General features: G+C 31.5%; 21 protein-coding genes. 20 read left to right on the forward strand and 1 reads right to left on the reverse strand.

Features of this window, described 5'->3' with window-relative positions:
- Positions 1-2 precede the first annotated feature (2 nt).
- From DK441_RS22770 to DK441_RS22825, 12 genes are all read left to right on the forward strand, one after another.
- Positions 3-1,487, forward strand: coding sequence for an AMP-binding protein (locus DK441_RS22770; protein WP_109852892.1), 1,485 nt, complete (start codon positions 3-5; stop codon positions 1,485-1,487).
- Between the two features lie 24 nt (positions 1,488-1,511).
- On the forward strand, positions 1,512-1,751 hold the full coding sequence (locus tag DK441_RS22775) for an acyl carrier protein (protein ID WP_025663544.1): 240 nt from the start codon (positions 1,512-1,514) through the stop codon (positions 1,749-1,751).
- Between the two features lie 10 nt (positions 1,752-1,761).
- Complete coding sequence (locus DK441_RS22780; RefSeq protein ID WP_109852893.1) at positions 1,762-3,207, forward strand: MBOAT family protein; 1,446 nt, start codon at positions 1,762-1,764, stop codon at positions 3,205-3,207.
- Positions 3,208-3,213: 6 nt separating this feature from the next.
- Positions 3,214-4,146, forward strand: a complete 933-nt coding sequence (locus tag DK441_RS22785; protein WP_160112245.1) for a hypothetical protein — start codon at positions 3,214-3,216, stop codon at positions 4,144-4,146.
- Between the two features lie 8 nt (positions 4,147-4,154).
- Entirely contained in the window at positions 4,155-4,715 is a 561-nt protein-coding gene (locus DK441_RS22790) for a serine O-acetyltransferase (protein WP_051475981.1), read from the forward strand.
- A gap of 33 nt (positions 4,716-4,748) precedes the next feature.
- Positions 4,749-5,843, forward strand: a complete 1,095-nt coding sequence (locus DK441_RS22795; RefSeq protein ID WP_074406526.1) for an EpsG family protein — start codon at positions 4,749-4,751, stop codon at positions 5,841-5,843.
- 112 nt (positions 5,844-5,955) lie between these two features.
- Positions 5,956-6,846 carry a glycosyltransferase family 2 protein gene (locus DK441_RS22800; RefSeq protein ID WP_109852895.1) on the forward strand — a complete coding sequence of 297 codons (891 nt, stop codon included), beginning with the start codon at positions 5,956-5,958 and terminating at the stop codon, positions 6,844-6,846.
- The gene (locus DK441_RS22805; RefSeq protein ID WP_109852896.1) at positions 6,846-7,982 is read left to right on the forward strand and encodes a glycosyltransferase family 1 protein; all 1,137 of its coding nucleotides are present in this window, start codon (positions 6,846-6,848) and stop codon (positions 7,980-7,982) included. Before DK441_RS22800 ends, DK441_RS22805 begins: the two co-directional genes overlap by 1 nt.
- A 2-nt stretch (positions 7,983-7,984) precedes the next feature.
- Positions 7,985-9,379 (forward strand): phenylacetate--CoA ligase family protein, encoded by a 1,395-nt coding sequence (locus DK441_RS22810; RefSeq protein WP_235015812.1) that lies wholly within the window; start codon positions 7,985-7,987, stop codon positions 9,377-9,379.
- 54 nt (positions 9,380-9,433) lie between these two features.
- Complete coding sequence (locus DK441_RS27215) at positions 9,434-10,570, forward strand: glycosyltransferase family 1 protein (protein ID WP_305000511.1); 1,137 nt, start codon at positions 9,434-9,436, stop codon at positions 10,568-10,570.
- 27 nt (positions 10,571-10,597) lie between these two features.
- Positions 10,598-12,010, forward strand: a complete 1,413-nt coding sequence (locus DK441_RS22820; protein WP_109852897.1) for an MBOAT family protein — start codon at positions 10,598-10,600, stop codon at positions 12,008-12,010.
- Positions 12,011-12,013: 3 nt separating this feature from the next.
- Entirely contained in the window at positions 12,014-12,952 is a 939-nt protein-coding gene (locus tag DK441_RS22825) for a hypothetical protein (protein ID WP_109852898.1), read from the forward strand.
- Positions 12,953-13,130: 178 nt separating this feature from the next.
- On the opposite strand, the gene DK441_RS22830 is transcribed toward DK441_RS22825, so the two are convergent.
- Positions 13,131-15,107 carry a right-handed parallel beta-helix repeat-containing protein gene (locus tag DK441_RS22830; RefSeq protein ID WP_109852899.1) on the reverse strand — a complete coding sequence of 659 codons (1,977 nt, stop codon included), beginning with the start codon at positions 15,105-15,107 and terminating at the stop codon, positions 13,131-13,133.
- A 409-nt stretch (positions 15,108-15,516) separates the two neighbouring features.
- On the opposite strand from DK441_RS22830, the gene DK441_RS22835 reads away from it, so the two are divergent.
- The 8 genes from DK441_RS22835 (at position 15,517) to DK441_RS26810 (ending at position 24,277) form a co-directional block, all read left to right on the forward strand.
- On the forward strand, positions 15,517-16,662 hold the full coding sequence (locus DK441_RS22835) for a glycosyltransferase family 4 protein (protein WP_109852900.1): 1,146 nt from the start codon (positions 15,517-15,519) through the stop codon (positions 16,660-16,662).
- A gap of 391 nt (positions 16,663-17,053) precedes the next feature.
- Entirely contained in the window at positions 17,054-17,659 is a 606-nt protein-coding gene (locus DK441_RS22840) for a sugar transferase (RefSeq protein WP_109852901.1), read from the forward strand.
- Positions 17,660-17,681: 22 nt separating this feature from the next.
- Positions 17,682-18,779, forward strand: coding sequence for a hypothetical protein (locus DK441_RS22845; protein WP_109852902.1), 1,098 nt, complete (start codon positions 17,682-17,684; stop codon positions 18,777-18,779).
- 17 nt (positions 18,780-18,796) lie between these two features.
- A complete protein-coding gene (locus DK441_RS22850; protein ID WP_109852903.1) occupies positions 18,797-20,293 on the forward strand; it encodes an AMP-binding protein in 1,497 nt (498 codons plus the stop codon).
- A gap of 10 nt (positions 20,294-20,303) precedes the next feature.
- Positions 20,304-20,543, forward strand: a complete 240-nt coding sequence (locus DK441_RS22855) for an acyl carrier protein (RefSeq protein WP_074406514.1) — start codon at positions 20,304-20,306, stop codon at positions 20,541-20,543.
- 56 nt (positions 20,544-20,599) lie between these two features.
- Positions 20,600-21,268 carry an acetyltransferase gene (locus tag DK441_RS22860; protein WP_109852904.1) on the forward strand — a complete coding sequence of 223 codons (669 nt, stop codon included), beginning with the start codon at positions 20,600-20,602 and terminating at the stop codon, positions 21,266-21,268.
- 86 nt (positions 21,269-21,354) lie between these two features.
- Positions 21,355-21,960: a sugar transferase gene (locus DK441_RS22865; protein ID WP_109852905.1), complete on the forward strand. Its 606-nt coding sequence runs from the start codon at positions 21,355-21,357 to the stop codon at positions 21,958-21,960.
- Positions 21,961-22,042: 82 nt separating this feature from the next.
- On the forward strand, positions 22,043-24,277 hold the full coding sequence (locus tag DK441_RS26810; protein ID WP_160112246.1) for a NeuD/PglB/VioB family sugar acetyltransferase: 2,235 nt from the start codon (positions 22,043-22,045) through the stop codon (positions 24,275-24,277).
- The last annotated feature ends 3 nt before the right edge of the window (positions 24,278-24,280 follow it).

Here is a 24,280-nt window from a genome sequence, read left to right on the forward strand (position 1 = left end):
AAATGAATTTAGTTTTTGACATACAAAAATCTATAGAAAATAATTATAATAATAACGCTTTTTACTTTGGTGATACTTATTATAGTTATAAAGATTTTGCTCAGGTAATATCAGATATAAGAAAAGAGATTCAATCCTCAATAAAAGAGAACGAAATTAACATTGGGCTAATTACTAATGATGATGTTCAAACCTATGCTTCAATAATCGCTTTATGGATGGAAGGTAAAGCCTATGTGCCACTAAATCCAGAATTTCCTATTAGCAGAAATAATGCGGTTATCGATCAAGCAGATATTAAGACTATTCTTGATTCTTCAGAGACCAAAGTCTTTACCGATTTTAATGTTATTCTTACCCAAAAATGTAATACTTCTGAAATTGACTTAACACCTGTAGAAGTGACTAAGGAAGATCTTGGGTATATATTCTTTACTTCTGGTACAACAGGAACCCCAAAAGGAGTTCCCATTACTTTTGAGAATCTATCTGGTTTTATGGATGCATTCTGGGAATTAGATTATACCATAACAGATACAGATAGGTGCTTACAAATGTTTGAGTTGACATTTGATTTGTCGGTAGTATCATATTTAGCCCCAATACTTAAAGGTGCCTGTATATATACAATACCAAAAGACGAAATTAAGTACAGCTATATATTTGAGTTAATGGAAGACCATGAGCTAACTTTTGCATTAATGGTTCCTTCTATACTTCATTATTTAAGACCTTATTTTGATGAAATTGATTGCCCGGCAATGAAATACAGTCTTTTTTGCGGAGAAGCTTTACCCTTAGATGTCACCGAAGAGTGGAGTACATGTGTCCCAAATGCTACAATTGCTAATGTATATGGTCCTACAGAATGTACTATATTTTGTACCGATTATACCTATATAAGAAATGGGGATAACAAAACACATAATGGTGTTTTGACGATTGGTAAGGATATGAAGAATACCAAAACTATTATTGTCGATGACAATAATAACGAAGTTAGTGAAGGAGAAAACGGAGAGTTATGCTTAAGTGGTATACAACTAACTCCTGGGTATTGGAAAAACGAACAAAAGAATAAAGAAGTTTTTTTTACCAAAGAATATCGCGGAGAAAAAACAAGGTTTTATAGAACAGGAGATTTGTGTACTATAGATAATGATGGAGATATACTATATTTGGGAAGAGTTGATTTTCAAGCTAAGATTCAGGGGTTTAGAGTAGAATTGTCAGAAATTGAATTTCACGCTAAAGCAGCTTTAGATAGATTAAATGTCGTAGCCATTGCTTTTACAAATAGTATTCAGAATACAGAAATTGGATTGGTGATAGAGACTACAGAATTTGAAACAAAACAACTGTTGGATGATTTAAAAACTAAACTTCCGCAGTATATGGTTCCTACGCAGATCAAATTTATTGATAGCTTTCCTTTAAATACAAATGGAAAGACAGATAGAAAAAAATTAAATAAACTATTCAGCTAACATTAGAGAGCTAATTATATTATTATGGAAGTAGATGTAATAAAGAGTAAAATAAGTGATGCATTGGTGTCTATATTAGAACATGATAACTTTGAGTTGCATGATGAGTTAACAGCAAAAGATGTAGATGGTTGGGATTCTCTATCGCATATGATGATTATCACCAAAATCGAAGAAGAATTTAGTATTCGGTTTAAGCTAAGAGATCTTAATAAACTAAAAAATTTGGGTTCACTGGTTTCGGTAATTCAAAATAAAATTTAAGTTATAAAAAGTGGTTTTTAATTCATTAGATTTTGTTGTCTTTATAATTCCAGTATTTTTATTGTACTGGCTGGTTTTTAATAGATCCAAAGTATATCAGAACATTTTTTTGTTAGGAGCAAGTTTGTTTTTTTATACCTGGGCAGATTGGAGGTTTTTGGTCCTATTAATAGGTAGCACACTTATTAATTATTATTTGGGATTAAAAATCTTTCGCACTCCCGAAGATCGTAAAAAAAGCATTTTCTTATATATCGGTTTAGTATTTAATGTTGGGCTTTTGCTATACTTTAAATATTTTAATTTTTTCTATGAAGGGTTTTATGAAATTCTAAATGTTTTTGGAAGTGAATCGACATATAACTCTCTGGTAATATTACTGCCATTAGGGATTAGTTTCTTTACATTTCAAACTCTTGGATATCTAATAGATGTTTATAATGAAGAGATAGAACCAAGTGAAAATCTTTTAGAGTTTTCTGTATTTGTAACATTTTTTCCTAAAATTCTTTCTGGTCCTATAGAAAGAGCGTCGAGTTTAATTCCGCAAATTCAAGAAAAAAGAGTTATATCATATCAAGTTTCAGTAGATGGATTACGTCAAATATTATGGGGTTTATTCGCTAAAATTGTTGTCGCAGAAAATTGTGCATTAATAGCCAATCCGATTTTTAATAATTACGAAAATGAGTCTGGTAGCACATTACTGTTAGGAACTTTTTTCTATGCGATACAGTTATATGCCGATTTTTCTGGGTACTCTAATATGGCGATAGGTGTTTCTAAGCTATTCGGAATACAATTAATGCGTAATTTTTCTACTCCGTTTTTTTCGACGAATATTAGTGATTTTTGGAGAAAATGGCATATGTCATTAACAACATGGATGATGGATTATGTGTTTACTCCATTATCGTTTACCTTAAGAAGGCATCAAAAAAAGGGATTGATCATATCTATAATTACCACGTTTGTTTTAGTTGGTTTTTGGCATGGTGCTAATTGGACATTTGTTGTTTACGGATTATTACACGGTATTTATTTTGTACCATTAGTGTTTTCGGGTAAAATGAATACATCAGAAATTGTGGCAAAAGGAAAAATGCTTCCTTCTGTAAAAGAAATTATTAAAATGATCCTTTTGTTTGTTTTAATTATGCTTACCGATGTTTTCTTTAGGGTAGAAAGTGTTTCTGTAGGATTTGAATATCTGCAAGGGATTTTTTCTTTAAGTATTATTGATTTGCCTTCTGTCCTATTTACGTCTACTACATTAATTACTATTGTATTAGTTGGTTTTTTTATGTTGATAGAATGGGTAAACAGAGAAAAGAAACATGATTTTGAGGTAGGTAATTATAATATTTATCTTAGATGGATTTCTTATATATCCATTTTTGTTTTGATATTAATTTTTGGAAAAAGTGCTGAAACATTTATATACTTTCAATTTTAAATGATTATGAAACGATTACTTTTAAAGTTGTGTCTTTTCTTTATTTGCTGTCTGGCAATAACCACTTTTGTGTTAGTACAATATGGAGGGAATGTAGATTATTTTTATCAAAAATTTACTACTCCAAAAGCTGTATCTATGGTGATAGGAGATTCTAGAAGTATGCAGGGTATACAACCAAGAGTGATAAACAAAAGGCTGAAAGAATTAAAATATGAATTACCCATTTTTAATTATAGTTTGACAATTGCAGAAACTCCGATTGGCCCTTTATATAATAAAAGTATAGAAAAGAAATTAGATGAAACTTCAGAAAATGGAGTTTTTATTATTTCGGTTACACCGTGGATGTTTGGGTCTGATAAGGATAATGATAATACTAATGGAGAATTTAGAGAAGCAGATAGACCACCTCATAATATGAGATTTGTTAACATGAATCCTAATTATGAATACCTTTTTAAAAATTTAACTTATTTTCATTTTAAAGCGCTTTTTAGAAAAACATCAACAATGCATAAAGACGGGTGGCTTGAAGAAAATAACTTACCCACAAATCCAAAAGTTTTTGATGAATGGAAGAAAAGACAAGGAAGATTATTTGATAAAATGATAAGAAATTATGAAGTTTCTTCTTTGCGATTAAACAGTTTGGATGTTTTAATTAAAAAGTTAAAGAAACACGGTAATGTTTATATGGTACGTATGCCTATTGATCTTGATTTTGTAGCTGTAGAGAATTCGTTTTATAAAAACTTTGATAAGGATATGAGTACCGTAGCAATATCTAATCAAATAGAGTACTTTAATTTTAATGTATCGAGTACACATACAAATTTTAAAACCTATGACGGTCACCATCTGGATAAGCATGGAGGTTTAGAGTTTACTAATATACTTTGTGATTCTATAATAAGAAGTGCAAACACTGTAAAATAAGATAGTATATGAAATCAATACTTATAGCCATTTATAAAATATTTCTTATTCCACACATATTTGTATACAAATTGAGTAAAAATAGAAATAAGATTGATATGGATATAGAGCGGTGGGCCTCTGTAAAAGGAATGAATATGAGTAAAAATGCCCTACTTCTTGATTTTTTGGCAAATTCACCCGATTTTAGAACTATATTTTATTTTAGAACGAGAAGTTTGGTGTCACATATTCTTAACCTATATTGTAGAAAACAGAAAAATTTTATTATTGATATTACTACCAAACTGGGAGGAGGAGTTATTACAGGACATCCATATTGTACAATCCTAAACGCCGATGCGATAGGGGATAATTTCTATGTAAATCATTTGGTAACCATCGGAGAGGAAAAAGGGAAAAGGCCTACAATAGGTAATAATGTATCTATTTACACAGGAGCAATTGTAATAGGGGATATTACTATAGGAGATAACTGTGTTATTGGAGCTGGTAGCGTTGTTACCAAGAGTATACCTGATAACTGTACGGCAGTGGGTAATCCTGCTAGAATACTGGATAAGAAGTAAGAAGTTATGAAACAAACAATAAAATAAGAGAGTATGTTTGATTTTATTCCAGTAGAGCAATATTTTCCGGTATATATAAATTTATTTCTTTTTCTGGTTCTATTTACTCTTTTACATACTCGTCTATTAAAAATGGATGATCCCAAAAATCTGGGATTTATTAATATAGCTGGTTTCGTGTTAATGGCATATATAATTTTATATATGGGGCAAAGACCATTAAGCGGTAAGTTTTTTGGTGATATGAGAACGTATACCAGGTATTTTAATTACTATAGATTAGGAGGAGTAGTAACATCGGATACCGATGTGCTTTTTCACCTATATATGAAAAGTCTGTCTTATGTGGCTTCTTCTCGTACATTTTTTACTGTCACAGCAGCAATATATGTATTACCCTTATATAGAATTTCTAAGCAACTTTTTAAGGAATATTGGTATTACGCGTTTTTAATGTTTGCGGTTTCTTTCTCTTTTTATACGTATGGAGTAAATGGTATTAGAAATGGAGCTGCTACATCTTTATTTTTATTAGGAATAAGTTTTAGAAAAAATACGATAGTTATGATACTTTGCTTTTTGTTATCGGTTTCTTTTCATAAAACGATGTCACTACCTATAATAGCTTTTACCATAACAAGATTCTATAATGATCCCAAAGTGTTTCTAAAAGGATGGTTAGCCTGTATTCCGCTTTCATTAGCAATGGGAGGTTTTTGGGTGTCTATTTTTAGTAGTCTGGGATTTGATGATAGACTATCTGATTATTTAACAGCTCAAGCAGAAGAAGGTACTTTTGCGAGTACCGGTTTTCGCTGGGATTTTTTGTTTCATAGCGCATTTGCAGTTTTTGCTGGATGGTATGTTATTTATAAGAAAAACTTTGAAGACCCCTTTTATTTTAGACTTCTAAATACTTATCTAATTTGTAATGGATTTTGGATTCTGGTAATCAAAGCAAATTACTCTAATAGATTTGCTTATTTATCATGGTTTATGATGGGATTAGTTGTCATTTACCCATTTCTTAAACAACGATTTTTTAAAGATCACCATTTTATGATAGGAAAAATAACACTTGTTTATTTTATGTTTACCTATGCTATGTATTACGTATATTCTGGATAACAAATTAACCAATAAAAAGTATGAAATGAGCCATGATAATCAATGTTGATACCAACCAAAATGTTCAATGGTGAATTCTATCTGACAACTAATAAACAATAAAAAAGAACAGATGAAAACAATTACAGTATTTACTCCTACATATAACAGAGCATATTGCTTACATAAGTGCTATGAAAGCCTTATAAAACAATCAAATCAAGATTTTGTATGGCTAATTATTGATGACGGCTCTTCTGATGATACCAAAGAATTGGTAGCGTCCTGGATTAATGAAAATAAGATAGATATACAGTATCATTATCAAAAAAATCTGGGAATGCACGGGGGGCATAATGCGGCCTATAGACGTATTGAAACTACACTTAATGTTTGTATTGATAGTGATGATTTTGTAGGAGAAGAAGCGATTCAAAAAATATTGGATTCTTGGGAAACTATTAAAGATAAACCAGAATATGCAGGTTTGGTTGGATTAGATGCAGACGAAAGTGGAACTATTATCGGAACCAAAATTCCTGAAGGAGTCAAAGAGACAACACTGTACGAATTGTATAATACTCATAAAGTATTGGGGGATAAAAAGCTGGTATATAGAACCGAAGTAGTCAAAAAATACCCTCCATATCCAATTTTTGAAGGAGAACGTTTTGTCCCGCTGGGATATTTATATCAATTGATCGATCAGGATTATAAGCTATTACCAGTTAACGAAGTTTTTTGTGTTGTAGAATATATGGTTGATGGTTCTAGTATGAACATGTTAAAACAATATCGACGACACCCCAGAGGTTTTGCATTTTCAAGAAAGAGCAGAATGCAATTGGCAACAAACTTTAAGGATAAATTTAAAAATGCAATTCATTATGTATCAAGCTCATTGTTTATTAAGAATGGTTCATTTTTAAAAGAATCTCCAAAAAAAATAACCACGATTCTCGCAATTCCTTTCGGAATAGTACTAAATCTATATATAAGATATAAAACTAAAGAAGGAATTTAATGGGGCCAATTAGAGTATTACAGATTTTTACTATTATGAATCGGGGAGGAGCAGAATCCATGATCATGAACTATTATCGTAATATAGATAGAGATAAAGTTCAGTTTGACTTTTTGGTGCATAGAAAAGGAAAAGCGGCTTTCGATGATGAAATCAAAAGTTTAGGAGGAAATATCTATATCATGGACCCAATTAATCCTTTTTTTCCAAAAGAATATTACCATAGACTCAGAGCGTTTTTTAATGAACATAAAGGGTATCCAATAGTACATTCTCATTTAAATACATTTAGTAGTTTTCCTCTAAAAATAGCAAAAGAGTTTAATATCCCTTGTAGAATTGCCCATGCACATACTGCGTTTGAAAATATTAAACTTAGAAATTTTGTGCCTAACAAAGAAAACGTCACAGAAACGGTAAAAAAACTCATAAAATTTAGATTAAGAAAAAAGGTGAGTACCTATGCAACGCATCGTTTTTCTTGTGGAGATAAAGCAGGACAATGGCTTTTTGGTAAAAACAATGATTTTTATACCATGAATAATGCTATAGACACCAAAAAATTTGTCTATAAGCCAGAAACAGATCAGAAATATAGAAAAGAATTGAATCTGGAAGGTAAAGTATTAATAGGACATGTAGGACGTCTTAATAATGCAAAAAATCATTCCTATCTACTTCGAATATTTGCCAATATTCTGGAAGAAAGACCAGACTGTATCTTAGTACTTGTAGGAAATGGAGAATTACAACAGGCTATAGAGCAAGAAATTGATGATTTGGGAATCCAGGATCAGGTTAAAATGTTAGGGGTTAGGTCTGATATTTCAGAATTGCTTCAGATGATGGATATTTTTGTTTTTCCTTCATTTTATGAAGGCCTTCCTGTTACTTTAATTGAAGCTCAAGCTGCAGGACTTAAGATTTTGGCATCCGATACCATTACTCAAGAAGTAAAGCTAACCGATGATATCGAATTTGTTTCGATTCAAAAACCGACTAGTTTTTGGGTACATAAGATATTCGATATTTTACCATATAAAAAACAAGATAACAGCGATAAAATTGCAAAAGCAGGTTATGATATCGGATCTAATACAGAAAAAATACAAAACTTTTATCTAAATAATAAATAGTTATGGGAAATATGCAGGACAAGATTTATGAACAATCTCCACATTTAATACAAAATTGGATTGTTTCTATCTATAATCTTTTAGCATATAAAAAAAGGTATTCTGGGAAATATAAATATTTCCTGAAAGCGTATTTACAAAAAAGAAATTTGTCATTAGACGAACTGAAAGAGCTGCAAATTGAAAAATATAAAGAACTTATATTGCATACAAAAAATCATTCTGAGTATTATAGAAATATTTTCTCTAAGATAGAGTCCCCCGAAGATTTGGCTAATATAAAACAACTGCCAATAATTGATAAAGAGACCTTAAGAAATAATCTGTCAGATATTTATACAGTTGAAAAAAGCGAAGGTATACTTTCTAAAACAGGGGGTACAACCGGGAAATCTTTAGAAGTAGTATATACTCATGATGATATACAGGAACGATTTGCATTGCTTGATGATTTTAGAAATGAATTTGGATACAAACTCGGTAAGAAAACGGCATGGTTTAGTGGTAAAAACCTTTTAAGCAAAAGAGATCTGAAAAAAAACAGATTCTGGAAGACGGATCATATTCATAAAGTGAGATATTACTCTACGTTTCATATTCATGGAAAATACCTAAAACATTATATTAACGATCTAATTTCGTATAAGCCTCAATATATGGTTGGTTTTCCTTCAACAATGTATGAAATTGCAAAATACGGAATGGCTCACAATATAGACTTTCCTGCAAATATTATAACAGCAATATTTCCAACAGCAGAAACCATCACAGAAGATATTAGAGATGTTCTTGAAGGGTATTTTAAAACAAATCTATACAATCAATATGCATCTTCTGAAGGAGCTCCGTTTATTTTTGAATGCAAAAATAAAAAGCTACACATGGATTTAAAAAGTGGAGTTTTTGAAGTTTTGAATGAAAATAATGAGCCTAGTAAAAAAGGAAGACTTGTAGTAACTTCTTTTACAACTCATGGTACTCCGTTAATACGATATGATATAGGAGATCAAATTGAATTAGGAGATCGTAATGATACATGTGATTGCGGGAATAATAATCCATTAGTTAAAGAGGTTTTGGGACGTATCTCAGATTATATATACTCTGAAGAAATTGGTAAGATTAATCTTGGTAATATCTCTAATTGTTTAAAAGGAGTTAAAGGAATTATTAAATTCCAAATTCAGCAAAATGTAATTGATAGCCTTTTGGTTTTAATAGAAAAAGATGATCAGATATACTCATCTGAGTATGAAAAAGTGTTTTTAAAAAACTTAAGAGATCGTGTTGGGTCTAGTATTGCTATTGAACTAAAACATGTTGCCGAAATACCAGTAGAGAAAAGTGGAAAATATAGATTGATAAAAAATAACATCAAAGAAGAAATTAGTATCTAATTTGATAGTTAGCAAAAATGTAGTGTTGTTGCGGTAACAAATAATTATTATAAAATGATCAAAGTTTTACAGGTTTTTACTATGATGGATAGGGGAGGTTCAGAATCTATGATTATGAACTATTATAGGAAGATAGATAGAGAAAAAATTCAGTTTGATTTTCTGGTACATAGAAAAGAGAAATGTGATTTTGATGATGAAATTGAAAGCCTTGGAGGAAAAATTTATAGATTGTCACCAATAAATCCAATATTTCCGGGAAAATACTATGAAGAATTAAGAGCGTTTTTTAAAACCCATACAGAGTACACTATTATTCACTCTCACCTCAATACATTTAGTTGTTTTCCGATTAAAATAGCTAAAGAGTTTAGTATTCCAATTAGGATTGTTCATGCACATATTGCAATTGAAAAAATTAAATTTTCGGATCTAATCCCTAGTAAAGAAAATCTTATCGATACGGTTAAAAAACTGATAAAATTTCGATTGAAAAACAAAAACCGTAAGGATGCTACTCATTATTTTTCGTGTGGAGATAAAGCGGGTCAATGGCTTTTTGGTAAAAACACGGAGTTTTTAACCATGAATAATGCTATTGATACCGAAAAATTTGTTTTTGATCCAATAACAAGAAAAGAATACAGAAAAGAAATGGGAGTTGAAGATCAATTTGTGATCGGCCATGTCGGAAGATTAGATACTCAAAAAAATCATGTATTCTTAATACAGATATTTGCTCGTATTATAGAAAAACACCCTAATGCCAAGCTGATGCTAGTGGGAGAGGGGCCTTTGAGAGAGAAAATTGCTGCTGAAGCCAAACGTCTTGGCGTAGAGGATGATATTATGATTTTAGGAGTTCGATCAGATATTCCAGAATTATTACAAGCATTTGATTCTTTTGTATTTCCTTCGTTTTATGAAGGACTACCGGTAACGCTTATCGAAGCACAGGCAGCCGGACTTAAGATTTTTGCTTCAGATACTATCACAACTGAAGTAAGTTTAACCAATGATATCGAATTTTTGTCAATTAAAGACACAGCAGAGTTTTGGGCAAATAAAGTGGTAAAAGCAATGTCATATACCAGAATAAATAATAAACCTCAAGTCGTTAATGGAGGATATGATATTATTTCGAATACAAAACGAATTGAAGAATTTTACCTTCAACAAATAAACCATTAATTCTTATGCTAAAATCAATATAAGTATATGCTTTTTAATTCGATAGATTTTTTCGTATTTCTTTCTTTAGTTTTCATAGGCTATTGGTTTGTTACGTATAAAAATCTAAGGATACAAAATGTACTATTACTTGTTGCTAGCTATGTGTTTTATGGTTGGTGGGATTGGCGTTTTTTGTCTTTGATAGCATTAAGTACGATTATTGATTATACAGCAGGGTCTCGAATATATGAGTCTAAAGAAGTTTCGGTGAAAAAGAGATGGCTTTGGGTAAGTATTGTGTTTAATTTAGGGATGTTGGGTTTTTTTAAATACTATAACTTTTTTATAGATTCCTGGATTGATCTTTTTGCTTCTGTAGGTTACGAACTTCAAAGTACATGGACATTACAGATTATTCTACCTGTTGGTATTTCGTTTTACACTTTTCAGACCTTGTCATACTCGATAGATATTTATAGAGAAAAACTACAACCCACTAAGGATTTTATAGCTTTTGCTGCATTTGTAGCTTTCTTTCCGCAGTTAGTGGCAGGACCTATAGAAAGAGCGACCAATCTGGTACCACAGTTTTTAAAGAAAAGAACATTTACATACCAAACTTTTTCTTACGGAATAAAATTAATGATTTGGGGGTTCTTTCTGAAATTGGTTGTAGCAGACAGAGCAGCTATTTATGTAAATGCGGTATATAACAATACAGAAAATCATGATGGCTTAAGTTTTATTGCAGCCACAGTATTATTCGCTTTTCAGATCTATGGGGATTTTGCTGGGTATTCATTAATTGCTATAGGAACATCCAAACTTTTTGGTTTTGATTTGATGACCAACTTTAGGCGGCCGTATTTTTCGGCATCAGTAAGTGAGTTTTGGACCAGATGGCATATTTCGTTATCAACATGGTTTAGGGATTATCTATACATACCATTAGGAGGAAATCGAGTAGCAAAACCAAGATGGCTATTTAATCTTTTTATCACGTTTTTAATTAGTGGGCTATGGCATGGAGCAAATTGGACTTTTGTGGTTTGGGGAGCTTTAAACGGACTCTATCTCATTTTAGAAGTTCTTGTATTCAAAAAAAGAAGAAAAGGAGTATTTAATGTATTGCTCACATTTATATTAATCAATTTTGCCTGGGTGTTCTTTAGAGCAAATAGTATTGAAGATGCTTTTTTTATTATAAAAAAAATCTGTACGGTGCCAGGAAGATTATACATTGGGAGTGGAGATGATATTACTGCCTCATTATATGCAACCTTGGCAATTGCTATTCTGGTCGTAGTAGAATTGAAAAAAGAATACTTCAATACTATGTTTTCGATTTCTAATCATAAGTATGAATTTGTACGATTAACAGGATATGCTGTTCTGATTTATATAATTATGTATTTTGGAGTATTTGGTAAAAGTCAGTTTATTTATTTTCAGTTTTAAAATATGATTAGAAAAGAATATAAGACATCATTAATCAAGCTTGGAAAATTTCTTGTGATTTTTCTCATAGTTGATTTTACTTTAGGAATGATTTCTAAGCAATTGTTTTTTAGTCAGGAAACCGGAAAATATGCCAGATCTACTTATGCCATACAAGAAACAAATGCAAAAGTATTAATATTCGGGAGCTCTCATGCCCACCGACATTATGTACCCGAGGTTATAGAAACAGAAATGCAAAAGTCTTGTTATAATGCAGGGGCAGAGGGACAGCAATTATTATATCATGTGGCGCTTCAAAAAATGATTATTAAACGAATGCAACCAGAGTTGATGATCTTAAATATCGATGAAGATTTTTTATATCATACTAAAGAAGCATATGATAGGCTTAGTGATCTGCATCCCTATTATTCGGATTATAGAGATGATTTAAAACCTATATTAGGATTGCAATCTAAGTTGGTAGACTTTAAATTATTTTTCAAAGGATACCAAACCAATTCAACAATTATGCATGTTATTCGTTATTATGCATCACCCCAGCTGGATTATAAAGGATACAGACCATTATTTGGAAAAGTTAAACCTTCTAAACATATAAACGAAGAAGCTCAATCAAAAATTGAAAAAGGAGCAGAGGATATAGATCAAAATTTTGTAGCCGCGCTCCATATGTTTATTGCAACTGCTAAGGATCATAATATAGATTTGGTTTTTGTTACTTCCCCAACTTATTTTACTGTAGATCATTCTATGAATACTTCTTTTAATAGGATTAAGGCAATAGCCGAAAAAGAAAATATTCCTTTTGTAGATTTTTTTAATGATCAACAATTTATGGGTAAACCAACATTGTTTCATGATCCATCACATTTAAATAATGACGGTGCAAAGCTATTTACCAAAAAATTGGCAGACCAGATTAAAAAATTTAAATAATGTGAGTTCGACGTTATTATATTAGTCAGAGTGACTTTTTATAGTGAGACGCCTTTTTAAAACTAAAATCTTATATCGATTTCACGTTTAATACTATCATGACAGTATTAAAATAGGTTATAAAATAAAAAAACCAGAGTATATCAACTCTGGTTTTTTATAGAATATTTTAGACTAATTAGTTACATGTATTACCTGTATCGGTTACCGCACCTGGATTAGTAGAATTGTTATTTATACATACAAATCTCGCTGCACCAGTTGGTTCAAAGATGGTATTATTAAGCAACGTTACTGATGAGTTATCTCCGAATAATCGAATTCCATCACTCTCTGTAGGGCTAATTTTAGTATTTCCAGAAACTTCTATATTAGAAGCATCTCCAATTTGTAAACCACCATCTACCTTATTATTTTTAAATATGACACCATTTGCTTTAGAGAAACTTATAGCTTTAGAAGTAATAAAAGTATTATTTTCTAGTGTTACTCTATAATCTGCATATTCTGGTTTATTATTAAGCTGTGCAAAATATACGTGAAAACGACCTCCATTAACTGTATTACGTTTTAGAGATATATTTTGTACAAAGGAATTCGTAGCACTTATAGCATTACCAGTTGTGGTAATGGTATTGTCATTGAATTCTGAATTCTTAGATTTTCCTATCTGTAATCCTATTGCACAATCTGTTATGGTATTATTAGTGATATCGGTATCATCTGCATTGGTAGCAATACCCAAATCATATCCAGATATGGTGTTACCAGAAATTATATTGTTGAAAGCAGTTTCACCACCATCTGCCGCAAATATGGCAAAGCGCTCTTTAGCTTCTGGTGATAGTGCTTTAAACGTATTATTGATTATCCTGGTCCCATTGGTATGTGTAAATACTAACTGGGTTTCAAAATTATTATCTTCAACCGTTACAGTTTGACCAATAGTTATAGAAACACATCCGCCTCTACTACCAGTTTCTGTATTTCCTTTGATGAGTACATCAAAGACTCTTTCGAATTCTTTAAGCTCTCCTGTATCAGGATCTCTTCTCCTTGTAGGTTCAATATTGATGCCATATCCAACTTCACCACCATCAGAATTTGTAGAAGGGTTACCAGTATTGGTAAATGTATTATTTAATATTTTGATATCTCTACCTTCTGTCAAAGCGATACTCATTCTTCTACTATTCTCGAATTTACAGTTTTGTACAGTTACATTGGTTGTAGGATTATAGGTGTCTGGATTAAAAGAAAAACCAATAGAGTTAATATTAAGAGAACCACTAGATCCGTCAACAAATCGAACACCATCTATGGTAACATTTCTTCCAGAACGGATTAACAAAGTATGTGAACCATACTGTCCTGCTAATTCACCAGGAGGATAAGCTCTTAGATCTCTATCACCATATAAAACTCCTCCAGATATAGTAATGTTTTCTGCATCTCGCACAGCTAACAGGGCTCCTCTTTCATGTTCTGCAGTACCAGGAAAAACACGTAGGTTGGTATTATCAGACATGACCAGGTTAAAATCAGAAGGCACATTTACGGCTTCAATACCTTTATGATGAACTGTAGAATATGGAGGTGTCGGATTGTGTATCTGGAAAAAAGCATCAAACTTACCAATCTGAAAAGTTTTAGCTCCATAGCCTTTTGTATACTCAAATAATCGTTCTAACTCAAAAGTATTTTCTTGGGCAATGTCAGAAGTAGTAGTTCCTTCGACAATACCTTTCCATCGCGAAGCAAAAAATTTAAAGGTAGGTTCTTTAAGTTGTACATCTCCTTCGATTTCTAATTCAGAACTTAAAAGTTCACCAGCGATAGTACCGCCGGCAAAAATTAATTTTCCATTTTTAACATCACCACCATCAAATTCAAATTTAACATTAGCAGGTAGTGTAATCGTTTCTCCTTTAAGATCTAAAACACAATTAAATATAATTGTAGAATTGGGATCAACAGTAGATAAATCAAAATCACAAGGAGTAGTCACTACATTTGGTGGCGTATCTGCTATTGGATCAATAACAGGAACTTCTCCTTCGGTATCTGGCGGAGTAACTTGATCAACATTTTCTTTGCTACAGGAAATAGCAATACAGCTCATAAAAATAAGTAGGTAATAAGGTAACTTTTTCATTGGGGGGATATTTATTTGGGTTAATTATTATTCTGATTTGAGTTATTTACCATGTTTTTTGAGTTTGTTGTTACTTTTTTGAGTTAGTTATTAAGTGCACTAACGTAAGATTGGGAAATTAATTGTGTAAATTTTATTTGGAAATGTTAAATTTTATTCAAAAAACGTAAATACTTGATTTTACTAGGGCAAACCTTACTTTTTTTGTTGATTTTCCGCAGAAAATAGCAACATTTTCACTAGTCATTTTGACTGGCGATTAAAAAATAAAAGAAACTATAATTTAAAGTTTTCAAACACTCGCATATAACTATATTTGTATCCGAAAATATTTTAGAATCAACTCATTATTATTGTAAACAAAAATAGATGATGAGTTTACTAGTTATACTTTTTAAGTCTGGGGAAAATGCAAAAAATAATTAGGGTTACTACTGTACCTATATCATTAGGGAAATTATTACAGGGGCAATTAAAATTTATGTCTCAATATTATGATATCATTGGGGTATCGGGAGAAGGAGAAGGGCAGTTAGATGTAGTGTCACAGAACGAAGAAGTACGTGTAATCCCGGTAGAGATGACCCGTAAGATTACTCCGATCAAAGATTTAAAAGCAGTCTACAACTTATATAAAGTTTTTAGAAAAGAAAAACCGCAAATAGTACATAGTCATACCCCTAAGGCAGGAACATTGTCTATGTTGGCTGCAAAACTGGCAGGCGTGCCTCATCGTTTACATACGATTGCCGGATTACCACTACTTGAAGCTACAGGAGCAAAGAGAGTACTATTGGATACAGTAGAAAAAGCAACCTATGCCTGTGCTACCAGGATTTACCCAAACTCATCCGGGCTTAATGATATTATTATAGCGAATAAATACACGTCACCAAAAAAATTAAAAGTTATTGCCAATGGGAGTTCTAACGGAATAGATACTTCGTTCTTTGACCCGGGACTTTATACTGAAGAAGAAAATCTGAAATTATCTGATAGTCTTGGTATTAAATCTACAGATACTGTAATTATATATGTTGGCAGACTAGTAAAAGATAAAGGTATACATGAGCTTATTGATGCGTTTAAGAAATTGAATACAGCATCTGCTACTGCAAAATTACTATTAGTAGGTACCTATGAAAAGGATTTGGATCCATTATCCCCAGATGCAGAAGAAGAAATCAATACCAATCCAAATATTATTACTGTAGGCTGGCAGAATGATGTACGGCCTTATTTTGCAATTTCAGATGTATTGGCATTTCCTAGCTATCGCGAAGGGTTTCCTAATGTAGTGATGCAAGCAGCATCTATGGGATTAGCTAGTGTTGTTACTGATATTAATGGGTGTAATGAGATTATAACAGAGGGTATAAATGGCAAAATCATCCCGGTAAAAGATGCAGAACTGTTATTTCAGAATTTAAAAATATTGGTAGAGGATAAGGCGCAACGAGATACCTTGGCCGGTAATGCACGAAAATCGATCACTAGTCGGTATGAACGAAAAGTAGTTTGGGAAGCGCTGTTAAAAGAGTATCGCGCGTTGTAGTTATGGCAACAGATACACTTTTTTAATGTGTGTTTGTATCTGTTTTTGCACATAATTTTTAATAACAATTCCTTGTTAAAAAAAGTTAATTTAATGAGGTGAAAACCGAAATATTGATTGTATATTTACTCTCGATTTTTAGATATAGAATCATAGACAAATTATTAACTTCATTCCCTGGTAGTATAAATAATATTTGTCTGTTTATTCCCCCAATTTTTAGTGTTATATGATAGTCCTGGTTAAATCTTAGGATCATATCATTTGGTTGTTAATATTAATGATTGTAAAGGAGATAATAATTCTTTTATTTCACTTTTTAACAAATGGTTTATACATTTGTTGGATTAAATAATAGAGTCCCTTTTATGGCCGTCTAAACTTTAAAAAGGTGTATAAGTTTTTTATAAAAAGAAGTCTTGATTTTAGTGTATCACTACTATTACTGATCTTTATTTCACCTGTATTTATACTATTGATTCTTTTTCTGGCTATTGCAAATCAGGGTAAACCTTTTTTTGTTCAAAGAAGACCAGGTAAAAATGAAAAGATTTTTAGCATTATAAAGTTTAAGACAATGAACGATAGAAAAGATGCACAAGGAAATCTATTACCAGATAAGGATAGAATAACCAAAGTAGGAGCATTTGTCAGAAAAACTTCTTTAGACGAAATTCCACAATTGATTAATGTATTAATAGGAGAAATGTCCTTGATAGGGCCTCGTCCTTTGATAATAGAATATTTACCTGTGTATAATGATGTTCAAAAAAAGAGACATGATGTAAGGCCAGGTATTACCGGATGGGCTCAGGTTAATGGAAGAAATTCTATTACCTGGAAAAAAAAGTTCGAATATGATGTATGGTACGTAGAAAACTATAGTTTTTTGTTAGATCTAAAAATAATCGGATTAACATTAAAAAAGGTAATACAAAAAGAAGATGTGAATCTATCAAATGACTTGACATCAGAATATTTTGACGGTACAAACTAGTTATATTTCTTAGGAAGAATAGATGAGTAAAAATTTAAACATAGTAGCCTTAACCAAAAAAATGCTTAGAGAAGGTATAGAAAAAAATACCTATTGGAAAGGAAACCTTACCCCATTACCAAAAAGTAAAGCATTATGGTTAGTTTCGAATTCGAGAATAGAAGAGGAGGACTATTGTGGAGTTATTGGTTATGAAGACGAAAAAATGATCTCTTTTGTTTTTATGTTTCCCGATCTGCTTAATAATGGAAACAGAGAACCATCAAAAGTATATTGGATGATCTCCTGGTGGGTGCATAAAGATTATAAAGATACAGTTCTGGGAACCTATATTTATAATGAAGCTGTGAATCTAACAGGGAAACAAATTCTCATAAAATCGTATGCAGAAAATGTAACTACATTTTACGAAAAACAACCTTTTACCGTAATCGCATCAAGATTAAGACATACCATCTTCTTTAGTCTCGATGCATCGATGCTTATAGGAAGGTTTCGGTTTTTAAAATCAATTAAGTTTGTTCTGGATAGAATTGATAATACGGTAGCATCAAGTATTAGGTTACTAAATAGACCTAAAGCTAGAAAAAGAACAGAAACTCTTTCTTATGATTATATCAACCAGATGGATGATGAAACCTGGGAATTTATAGATCCGCTTTGCAAAAATGACCTGATCTATAAAACAAAAGAATATATAAACTGGCAGATTAATGGGATGCAGTATATGCAAACCCCAATAGCAACAAAACATCCATATACATCATTACAAACAGGAACCAGTAATAATATTTACATTCATAACCTTAAAATTATAAAAGAAAATGAAATTATTGGTTTTTTATCTTATGTGATAAATTATAATGAGTTTAATGTTAAATACTTTTTGGTAAAAGAAGAAGAAAATTATAATTTGTGTGTAGATGCTCTTATAGAGAATTTTATCCAAAAGAGAACTAAGTTTATTTTTACAGATGATACTCAATTATCAGATTGTATAACAAAACGATATAGTACTGTTTTTACACATAAGGTGACAAAAAAGGGACTGGCTCATAATGAAACCAAACTCGATTTTGAAAACTCAAATATGTTGAATAGAGATGGACATTTTTATTAAATCCAAAATTTAAACGTGTGAAATTTGTAAAAAAACTACAAGATTCGATAGAAAGCCATTCTGATTGTAATGCTTTATGTATAAACAATACATTTTATACATATCATGATTTCGCTATTGAAATATCTAAAATAAGAGATGCTATAGCAAATACTGTAGAAGATTCTGAAAAACTAATTGGTTTAGTAACCAATGATGATCTTCAGACCTATGCAAGTATCCTTGCACTTTGGCTCGAAGGGAAAGCATACGTTCCTGTAAATCCATCAACACCAATTGAGCGTAATCATAAAGTTTTTGAATTAACAGAAACACGATATGTTATTGATTCTTCTGAAACTTCAATTTATCAAGATTATAACGTTATTGCTTCAGGAGCATTAGATACTACAGATATTAATCTGAAGCCTAAACATGTTTCTGGTGATCAATTAGCATATATATTATTTACCTCGGGTACTACAGGGCTTCCTAAAGGAGTTCCTATTACTTTTGATAATGTTAATGCACTGGTAAATGCGATTGATGTTGAACCAGAATTTAATCTGGTTCCTTCAGATCGATGTTTACAAATGTTCGAACTTACTTTTGATTTTTCTGTAGTCACCTACTTATTTCCTTTCTTATCAGGTTCTTGTATTTATACGATACCAAAAGGGGCAATCAAGTACTTTTATATTTTTAAACTTATTAAAGAACAAAAACTTACAGTTCTTACTATGGTGCCTTCGATCATAAATTATCTAAGGCCATATTTCCCAGAAATTAACGCTCCCGATGTGCGGTATTGTAGTTTTGGAGGAGGAGCATTACATAGTGATATTGCCAAAGAATGGAGTGAATGCCTTCCTAATTGTAAAATATTTAATTATTATGGTCCTACAGAGTTTACTGTTTATAGTGGCTTTTATCCATATCATAAAGAAACTCATCAAAAAGCCCATAATGGAATAATAGCCATAGGAACACCACAAGAAGATACATTGTATCTTGTGGTGAATGAAGATAATGAAGAAGTGCCAGTAAATGTAACAGGAGAACTGTCCCTTGGAGGCCCACAGATAACTCCTGGATATTGGAAAAATGAAGAGCGAAATGCGCAAAGTTTTTTTGTGAAAGAAGAAAATGGAAAAAAACAACGTTACTATAAAACCGGAGATCTTTGTTTTAAAGATGAAGAAGGGGATTTTTTATATGTAGGTAGAGCAGATTTTCAGGTAAAAATTAGAGGATATCGGGTAGAACTGGCAGAAGTAGAATTTCATGCCAAAGCAAAATCAGAGAGAAAAGTGAATATGGTTGCTTTAGATATTACCAATGCATTAGGTAATGCAGAGTTAGGCTTAGCTATAGAATCCGAAGAATTTGATACTGAAGAGATATTCAATTATATGAAAGCTAAAATGCCGGATTATATGATTCCGGGACATATACGATTTATAAAAGAGTTTCCGCACAGTATCAACGGAAAAATTGACAGAAAAGAATTAAGAACATATTTTGACATAAATTAAATAATCAATAATGAGTAAAGAAGAGATTTTATCAAAAGTAAAAGAAGCTTTTGTATCTGTATTAGAGCATGATAATTTTCAGCTTGCTGATGAAACCACAGCAGATGATGTTGATGGGTGGGAATCTGTAACGCATATGATGATTATTTCTGAAGTCGAAAAATCTTTTGGTATTAAATTTAAACTAATGGATTTAATGAATATGAATAATGTTGGGGATTTAATAAGAACCATAGAATCAGAATTATAAGTATATAAAGTACATTTGTAGGTATACCAAGAAATAATTTGTAAAAAAAAACGTGGATGGATAAAGTTTTGATAATTGGTGCTTCGGGTCACGCTAAGGTGATTATAGAAACTATTGAGTTGAATGCAAATTATCAAATTCATGGTCTTATAGATACGTTTAAACCAAAAGGTGAAAAGCTACTTGATTATGAAGTCCTTGGTGCAGAAGATTATATTAAAGATCTTGTAGAAAAAGGGATTAATAAAGGAATTATAGCAATAGGAGATAACTGGACTAGGTTTTTAATGCAAGAGAGAATAAAAAAAATATCTCCGGATTTTGAGTTTATTACAGTAATTCATCCGTCTGCAATAATTAGCCCAAGTGTTGTGATAGGCAAGGGAAGTATAATATTAGCTTCGGTTACTATTAATGCGCATGCAAGGATTGGAGATTTTTGTATCATGAATACCGATGCTAATTTTGATCATGATAGCGATATACAGGACTTTTCTAGTTTAGCACCAGGAGTTACTGTTGGAGGAAATGTTAGTATAGGTACATGTACTGCAATATCACTGGGCGCAAATATCATTCAAGGTATAACTGTTGGGAAACATAGTATTATTGGAGCAGGGGCTTTACTTCTAAACGATGTAGGTGATTTTAAACTGGTATATGGTGTCCCTGGAAAAGAAATAAGAACTGTTGTAAAAGGAGAAAACTATTTGTCTAAGTCCTAAGAATAGAGACTATAATTTTAGAAATAATGGTAAGCTTACGGATATAAAGCGTTGTTAATTAAATTTATAAAAGCGATAAAAAATATATGTACAACCCATATGTAAAACGATTATTAGATTTTGTGCTTTCCTTCTTAGGTTTAGTAATGTTATCTCCCATTATACTAGTGCTGGTTCTAATATTAATTGTGGTTAATAGCGGTAAGCCATTTTTTTTGCAGTTGAGACCGGGAAAAAATGGTCGACTTTTTAAAATCATTAAATTTAAAACAATGTCTGATTTAAGATTAGTAGATAAAGATGATGTACACAATGTTTCTCGTATAACCAAAGCAGGAGCATTTATTAGAAAGTACTCGTTAGATGAGATTTTGCAGCTTATTAATGTTTTAAAAGGAGATATGAGTTTAATGGGGCCAAGACCTCTTTTGGTCGAATATTTACCTTTGTATAATGAAACGCAAAAGAAAAGACATGATGTAAGACCAGGTATAACAGGATGGGCGCAGGTAAAAGGTAGAAATACAATATCCTGGAGTCAGAAATTTGAATATGATGTATGGTACGTAGAAAACCTAAGTTTTATGTTAGATATAAAAATTTTATTTTTAACCATAAAGAAAGTAATTAAGAAAGAAGGTGTAAACATCGATCAAAATACCATTATGCCTGCTTGGAAAGGAAATAACTAATAAAAAAACTTTTATAAAAGTTCTTATAGAACACTATAATTCACACAACCAACAAATCAACTTAAATTTAGTAATGAGTAAAATGAAAATAACTGACGACCCTAAAAAAATAAGGATTTATGGAGCTGGCGGGCATTCTCAAGTCATACGAGAAGTACTAGAAGAGAACGGTTATGAAGTAACCGAAACTTTTGATGATAAACCATCTGGACGTCATTATGCGTCTAAGAATGTAACTTCTGGGGCAAGAAAAAATCTAAAAGAATTTCCACATAAAGGATATCCTGTAATTGTAGCTGTAGGTATAAATGCAGAAAGAGCAGAAATAGCTGGTTTTCTAAAAAGTGATTTTGAAAAGGCAATACATCATTCGGCGATTATAGCCCCAACAGCAAAAATAGGAGAAGGTACCGTTGTTTTTGCGGGAGCGATAATTCAACCCAATACGGTTATTGGAGAGCATGTAATTATAAATACAGCAGCAAGCATAGACCATGATAATATTATAGGAAATTTTGCACACATCTCACCAAAAGCTGCTTTATGTGGTCATGTTGAGGTTGGAGAAGGTTCACATGTTGGAGTTGGTGCTGTTGTAATACCAAAAGTTAAAATAGGAAAATGGTGTACCATTGGCGCAGGAACCGTAGTTTTAAAAGACGTTCCTGATTATTCTACAGTTGTTGGTAATCCCGGTAAAATCATAAAAACAAAACTCTCAAACTTGAAGCTTAATAACAAACCAAAATCATCAGATATCACTTTTATTGGTTCAGGAATTTCATCATCCTTTACGATTTTACATTTTTTAGATCTTATAGAAAGCCATAAAACAAAAAGAAAGATCAATATCAATATAATTGATAAATATAGAGAATTTCACTCTGGGATACCATACGGTTCAAGATCTGGTTTTTCGGTACATCTTATAACGTCTTTAAAAAACTTTTTGCCAGAACCAGAATTGGGAAAATTTATTAAATGGCTTAATAATAATAAGAATTGGTTATTAGACGAATTAAAAAAAGACGGAGGTACATTATCCTCTGAATGGATTACCAAACATGAGGATAAAATTAAAAATAATGAGTGGGAAGATCTTTTTATCCCTCGCCGCTTTTTTGGATGGTATATCAATGAAAAAGTAAAAAACAGATTAGAAGAATTTAAAATCAAAGGTGCTATTGATGTTAATTACATCAATGCAGAAGTGATTGATATAGAAAAATCAGAAAATACATATGAATTGTCTCTAGATAACCAAGACACTGTTTATTCTGAAAAAGTAATCTTATCTGTTGGTTCTCTACCTGTTAATCACCTTTGGAAAAATGAAGATATAATAGAAGAGGATAATTTACTTTTTGTAAATGATCCTTACAGTTCTGAGTTAAAGACAACTTTAGAGAAAATCGATAGCTTTCTTGAAAAACAATCAGAAAAGAAAACTAATGTGCTTATAGTAGGAGCCAATGCAAGTGGATTAGAGTTGCTTTATAAATTAAATGATGTCGAAAAAATAAAGTCTAGAATTAATAAATTCATTATTCTTTCTACTCAAGGATTATTGCCAGATGCTGTTATCGATGAAAAACGAAAAAAAGAATACACGCCTTTTAACTTACAGGCATTAACCAAAGAAAAAAATATAACTGCAGAAATTATAGCAGAAGCAACATTTAAAGATTTGGATTATGCCGATCAGATTCATCTGGGAGCAGCGTCTACAGTAGATATTATATCAAAAGCTTTTGGCACTTTATTAAATAAGTTAGACCCAGAAGAACTAAAAAAGTTTGCTTGCCATTATGGTAATGAAATAGGAAGAAGACAACGATGTGCCGGTTTTCATTATTCTAAAACCGTTGATGAATTGAAGGAGGAGAATCGTTTTGATCATATAGCAGGACGATTTAGAGATATTAATAATGAAACTACAGGAGAATATTCTTTAGAATATTTAGATACAAAATCTGGGAAAAATAAGACCCATGAAGATTCTGTAGGTATAGTGATTAATTGTGTAGGTAGTACAAATCTAACCAAACAAAATATCCCAGAATTATTAAAGAAATTAATAGAGAAAGGATATTGCAAACCTAACGATTCTAAGATAGGATTCGAAGTTAATGAGCAATTAGAAGCTTCTGATAATTTACATATTGTCGGTCCACTACTAGCAGGAAACGTATTTGATGGGAAAGCTGTGTGGCATGTAGAACATTGTGGTAGAATTATATGGCTATCACAAGTGTTATCTGAAAAAATGAATGATTACTTTTTAAAAAAAACTGAATTAAAAGAAAAACCTATATAGTAC

Source organism: Aquimarina sp. AU58 (genome assembly GCF_900312745.1).
GTDB classification, from domain to species: Bacteria; Bacteroidota; Bacteroidia; order Flavobacteriales; family Flavobacteriaceae; genus Aquimarina; species Aquimarina spinulae.